The sequence below is a fragment of the Bradyrhizobium sp. genome (assembly GCF_050014615.1).
Taxonomy (GTDB): Bacteria; Pseudomonadota; Alphaproteobacteria; order Rhizobiales; family Xanthobacteraceae; genus Bradyrhizobium.
The window spans coordinates 1-5,063 of the sequence record NZ_JBEKCZ010000290.1; the positions used below are offsets into that span (position 1 = coordinate 1).

5 protein-coding genes and 1 pseudogene are annotated in these 5,063 nt (G+C 63.9%); all 6 read left to right on the forward strand.

Annotated features, from left to right (window positions below):
* Positions 1-215 (forward strand): A24 family peptidase (locus ABR948_RS28130; protein ID WP_490337856.1); only part of this gene is annotated, 215 nt, incomplete at its 5' end.
* 130 nt (positions 216-345) lie between these two features.
* Entirely contained in the window at positions 346-1,143 is a 798-nt protein-coding gene (cpaB, locus tag ABR948_RS28135) for a Flp pilus assembly protein CpaB (protein WP_428124349.1), read from the forward strand.
* Positions 1,144-1,160: 17 nt separating this feature from the next.
* Positions 1,161-2,618: a type II and III secretion system protein family protein gene (locus ABR948_RS28140; protein WP_428124351.1), complete on the forward strand. Its 1,458-nt coding sequence runs from the start codon at positions 1,161-1,163 to the stop codon at positions 2,616-2,618.
* A 21-nt stretch (positions 2,619-2,639) separates the two neighbouring features.
* A complete protein-coding gene (locus ABR948_RS28145) occupies positions 2,640-3,377 on the forward strand; it encodes a CpaD family pilus assembly protein (RefSeq protein ID WP_428124353.1) in 738 nt (245 codons plus the stop codon).
* Entirely contained in the window at positions 3,374-4,642 is a 1,269-nt protein-coding gene (locus tag ABR948_RS28150; RefSeq protein ID WP_428124355.1) for a CpaE/TadZ family protein, read from the forward strand. The genes ABR948_RS28145 and ABR948_RS28150 overlap by 4 nt, the downstream gene beginning before the upstream one ends.
* Before the next feature lie 22 nt (positions 4,643-4,664).
* A pseudogene (locus ABR948_RS28155) lies at positions 4,665-5,063 on the forward strand (CpaF family protein); the annotation flags it as partial.

A 5,063-nucleotide genomic window follows, 5' to 3' on the forward strand; every position in this document is an offset into this window, starting at 1 on the left:
CCTCGCTGTTCGGCGGCGCGCTGACACTGCTGCTGTTGCAGTTCCGGCAATGGCCGCTGCCCTACCCGTTCGCCGGCCAGGCCTGGCTGCTGAAACTGCACGCCAAGGAGAGCGGCATCCCCTACGGCATCGCGCTCGCGATCGGCGCGCTGATGGTCTATCCGGAGACCGATTGGATCAAGGCGGTCGACCTCGCCCACTTCGCCATGCGCTGAACCGGGCGCGCCGAGTAACCCGCTGTTAAGTTGATTTAGATACGCCTCATTAACCATGCTTTGACGAATAGCTGGTCAACTCCCAGCACGGCGGCGGAAGCGTCGCGGCGTTATGTGGAAAGTGAAGCGTATGAATACCGCACGCATTGTCGTCCTGACCATCGCTGTCGGTGCCGGCGGCGTTGCCGCATATCTTGTCAGCGGGTCCGACAACAAGCCTGCCCCCACTGAGCCGGTTGCGCAACTGCAGACCGTGGACGTTCTGGTCGCCAAGTCCGACATCGGGCTCGGCCAGACGGTCACGCCCGACGACATGCAATGGCAGACCTGGCCTGCCGCGACCGCGAGCAACACCTTCATTCGCCGCAACGAACGCCCGGATGCAACGACCCAGGTTGCCGGCTCGATCGCGCGCGCCCCCTTCATCGCCGGCGAGCCGATCCGCGAGCCGAAGCTGGTCCGCGCCGACGGCTCCGGCTTCATGGCCGCGATCCTGCCGACCGGCATGCGCGCGGTGTCTACCGAAATCTCGCCGGAGACCGGCGCCGGCGGCTTCATCCTGCCCAACGACCGGGTCGACGTGCTTCTCACCAAGCGCGACAAGAACGCCGAACGTCCGGGCGCGCCCGACGTCGTCAACGCCGAAATCATCCTGCCGAACATCCGCGTTCTCGCCATCGATCAGGCGCCGAAGGAAAAAGACGGCCAGAACGCCGTGGTCGGCAAGACCGTCACGCTCGAACTCAAGCCGGAGCAGGCCGAAACGCTGGCGCGCGCGCGCCAGACCGGCACGCTGTCGCTGGCGCTGCGCAGCATTGCCGACGTCAACATGGTCGAACTCAAGACCGACGATCCGGCGCCCAGGCGGGGCGAAAGCATCAGCGTGGTTCGCTACGGCGTCCAAAGCTCGACGACGACACAGAAGTGACCGAAAGGACGCTCGATATGAGATGCAGGGGAAATCAGCTGGCGATGCGGACCTTCCTGGTCCGCGCGCTGTCGTTTTCAGCGGCCGCTGCGCTCGTGCTCAATCCGGTCCTGACGCCGGTGCTGGCGGCCGATTATCGCCCCGCGGCGCCGGTGGCCGCCGACGGCCAGATGAATGCGCGCTTCCTTGCGCTCGGCATCGGCAATTCGGTGGTGATCGACCTGCCGCGCGACATCAAGGATGTGCTGGTCGCCGATCCCAAGATTGCCAACGCCGTCATCCGCTCGGCCCAGCGCGCCTATATTATCGGTGCCACGGTCGGGCAGACCAACATCGTTTTCTTCGATTCGTCCGGCCAGCAAATCGCGGCCTACGACATCGCCGTCAAACGGGATCTCAACGGCATGCGCGCCGCGCTGAAACAGGCGCTGCCGAACGCCGATATCCAGATCGAAGGCGTCGGCGACGGCGTGATGCTGTCCGGCTCGGCCGCGAGCCCGATTGAGGCGCAACAGGCCGGCGATCTCGCCGCACGGCTGGCGGGCGGCGCCGACAAGGTCGTCAACTCCATTGCGGTCCGGGGCCGCGATCAGGTGATGCTGAAGGTGACGGTCGCCGAAGTCGCGCGATCGATCATCAAGCAGATGGGCGTCGACCTCTCAGGCAGCCTGAACTACGGCACCTCGGCCGTGACCTTCAACAACGCCAACCCGTTCACCGCAACTGGTCAGGCGATCACCAGCAACAGCATTGTAGGCTCGTTCGGCTCTACCCCATCGGTCCAGGCGACGATCCGCGCGATGGAAAGTGCGGGCGTGGTACGAACGCTGGCGGAACCGAATCTGACGGCCATTTCCGGCGAGTCCGCGACCTTCATCGCCGGCGGCGAATTTCCGATTCCAACCGGCGTGACCTGCCAAACGACGGCCGCGGGTTCTGTCGGGCAATGCGCACCTTCGATCGCCTTCAAGAAGTTCGGCATTTCACTCAACTTCACGCCGATCGTGCTCACGGAAGGCCGGATCAGCCTGAGGGTGATGACGGAAGTCTCCGAAGTCTCGAACGATAACTCGATCACCATCACCGGCATCTCGGTGCCCTCGGTCAAGACCCGCCGCGCCGAGACGACGCTGGAGATTCCCTCGGGCGGATCGATGGCGATGGCCGGCCTGATCCAGGATCAGACCAAACAGGCGATCAACGGACTGCCCGGCCTGTCAACCTTGCCTGTTCTGGGCGCGCTGTTCCGCAGCCGGGACTACCAGAACAACCAGACCGAGCTGATGGTGCTGGTGACGCCCTATATCGTTCGGGCCGTCGCGCAGAAGGACCTGTCGCGTCCCGATGACGGGTTCGCCTCGGCTGCGGATCCGCAGGCGGATCTGCTCGGCAGCATCAATCGCATCTATGGCGTTCCGGGTCACACCGAGCCGGCGCGGAATTATCGCGGCACCTACGGCTTTATCACGGACTGAGGCGGGACGAGGACGAAAACGATGACAGCCAACTTACCCGTCGATCGCAAGCGTGCCTTCCGGATTGCGGGAGCGCTTGTCGGTCTTGCCGTCGTGCTGGGCGCCTGCACGCATACCGACGAGGCGACGACGGCGAGCGTTCCCGACGACTATCGTCTGCGTCATCCGATCGCGATCCAGGAAACCGAACGCTCCGTCGTCATCTTCGTCGGCCATGCACGTGGCGGTCTTTCTGCCATGCAGCGCGCCGACGTGATGGGACTGGCCCAGATCTGGCTTCAGGAGGGAACCGGCGCGATTACCGCCGATATGCCGGTCGGCACGCCCAACGCCCACGCCGCCGCGGATTCGCTCCATGAAATTCAGGCGCTGCTCTCGGCCGCCGGCGTGCCGCCGCGCGGGATCGTCGTGCGCAATTACCATCCGGATGACCCGCGCCAGATGGCAACGATACGATTGAACTATCCGAAGATTTCGGCGGTTGCCGGGCCTTGCGGACTGTGGCCGGAAGATCTCGGGCCCTCGATCAAGGACAAGAGTTATCTCGAAAACAAACCGTATTACAATTTCGGATGTGCCTATCAACGCAACATGGCCGCGATGATCGACAATCCGTCGGACCTCGTGCAACCGCGGCCCGAAACCCCTGCCTACACGATGCGGCGCACCGAAGGCTTCGAGAAATATCGCAAGGGCAACACGACCACGACCACCTATCCCGAAGCCGACAAGGCTAAACTCAGCGACACAGGCAAATGATCAACTACGCCCGCCAAAATACCGGAGAGCAGCCGGACGCGACACCGCCGGCCACGGACGATCATATCGCCCCTGCCCCGCGTGTGTCTGTGCAGGCCTTCTGCGAGACGGTGGAGACCGCTGCCGCGGTACAGTCGGCGGGCGCGGACCGCCGTCTCGACAAGGCCCATCTCAAGATTCAAATGGGCGGCATGGCGGCCGCCATCGAGGCCTATCGCACCGCGCCGACCCCGAACGTGATCATTCTCGAGACCGAAGGCCGCAACGATATCCTTGCGGGCCTCGACCAACTCGCGACCGTGTGCGATTCCGGAACCCGCGTCGTCGTGATCGGCCGTATCAATGACGTCACGCTCTACCGTGAACTGGTGCGCCGCGGCGTCAGCGACTATGTGATTGCGCCGGTCAGCGCCATCGAAGTCGTGCGCTCGATCTGTGGCCTGTTTTCATCGTCCGAAGCCAAGGCCGTCGGCCGGATTATCGCCGTCGTCGGGGCAAAAGGCGGCGTCGGTGCATCCACCATCGCCCACAACGTGGCCTGGGCCATCGCGCGCGACCTCGCGCTGGATTCCGTGGTAGCCGATCTCGACCTCGCGTTCGGCACCGCCGGCCTCGACTACAATCAGGATCCTCCGCAAGGGATCGCCGATGCGGTGTTTTCGCCCGACCGCATCGATACCGCGTTCATGGACCGCCTGTTGTCGAAATGCACCGACCATCTCAGCCTGCTGGCGGCACCGGCGACGCTCGATCGGGTCTACGATTTCGGTGCCGACGCCTTCGACTCGATCTTCGATACGCTTCGCACCACGATGCCATGCATCGTGCTCGACGTTCCCCATCAATGGTCGGGGTGGACCAAGCGCGCGCTGGTGGCGGCCGACGATATTCTGATCGTCGCGGCGCCCGATCTGGCCAACCTGCGTAACACCAAGAACATTTTCGACCTGCTGAAGGCATCGCGGCCCAACGACCGGCTGCCGCTGTACTGTCTCAACCAGGTCGGCGTGCCGAAACGGCCGGAAATCAACGCCGTCGAGTTCGCCAAGGCGATCGAAGGTCCGCCGATTGTCGCCATTCCGTTCGAGCCGCAGATATTCGGCTCGGCAGCCAACAACGGCCAGATGATCGCGGAAATCTCCGCCGGCCATCGCACCACCGAGATGTTTCTGCAGATCGCGCAGCGGCTGACAGGCCGCGGCGAAGCCAAAAAGCCGCGAGGGTCGCTCCTGTCGCCCCTGATCGATAAGTTGCGGGGAAGATAACTACCCCGCGTGGAGTACTGTCGTGTTTGGTAAGCGTAGCGGAACAGATGGCGATTCGCGGGCCGCAAAGCCCGCCGCGGCCGTGCCGGAAGCATCTTCCAGCGCGCCTGCCGTTGCGCGCAGCGCATCGCCACCCACCGTTCCCTCGCCGCCGCTGTCGCCGGCCAAATCTGCGCCGCCGGCGCCGACCATCGAAGCCCGCCGCTCGGACAGCTATTATCAGGTCAAAGCGACGATCTTCGGCGCCCTGATCGAAGCGATCGATCTCGCCCAGCTCGCCAAACTCGACAGCGAATCGGCGCGCGAGGAAATTCGCGACATCGTCAATGAGATCATCGCGATCAAGAATATCGTGATGTCGATCGCCGAGCAGGAAGAGCTGCTCGACGACATCTGCAACGACGTTCTTGGATATGGTCCG

Coding starts and splice junctions, on each gene's coding strand:
- cpaB (WP_428124349.1), top strand. CDS start 346: ATGAATACCGCACGCATTGTCGTCCTGACCATCGCTGTCGGTGCCGGC.
- ABR948_RS28140 (WP_428124351.1), top strand. CDS start 1,161: ATGAGATGCAGGGGAAATCAGCTGGCGATGCGGACCTTCCTGGTCCGC.
- ABR948_RS28145 (WP_428124353.1), top strand. CDS start 2,640: ATGACAGCCAACTTACCCGTCGATCGCAAGCGTGCCTTCCGGATTGCG.
- ABR948_RS28150 (WP_428124355.1), top strand. CDS start 3,374: ATGATCAACTACGCCCGCCAAAATACCGGAGAGCAGCCGGACGCGACA.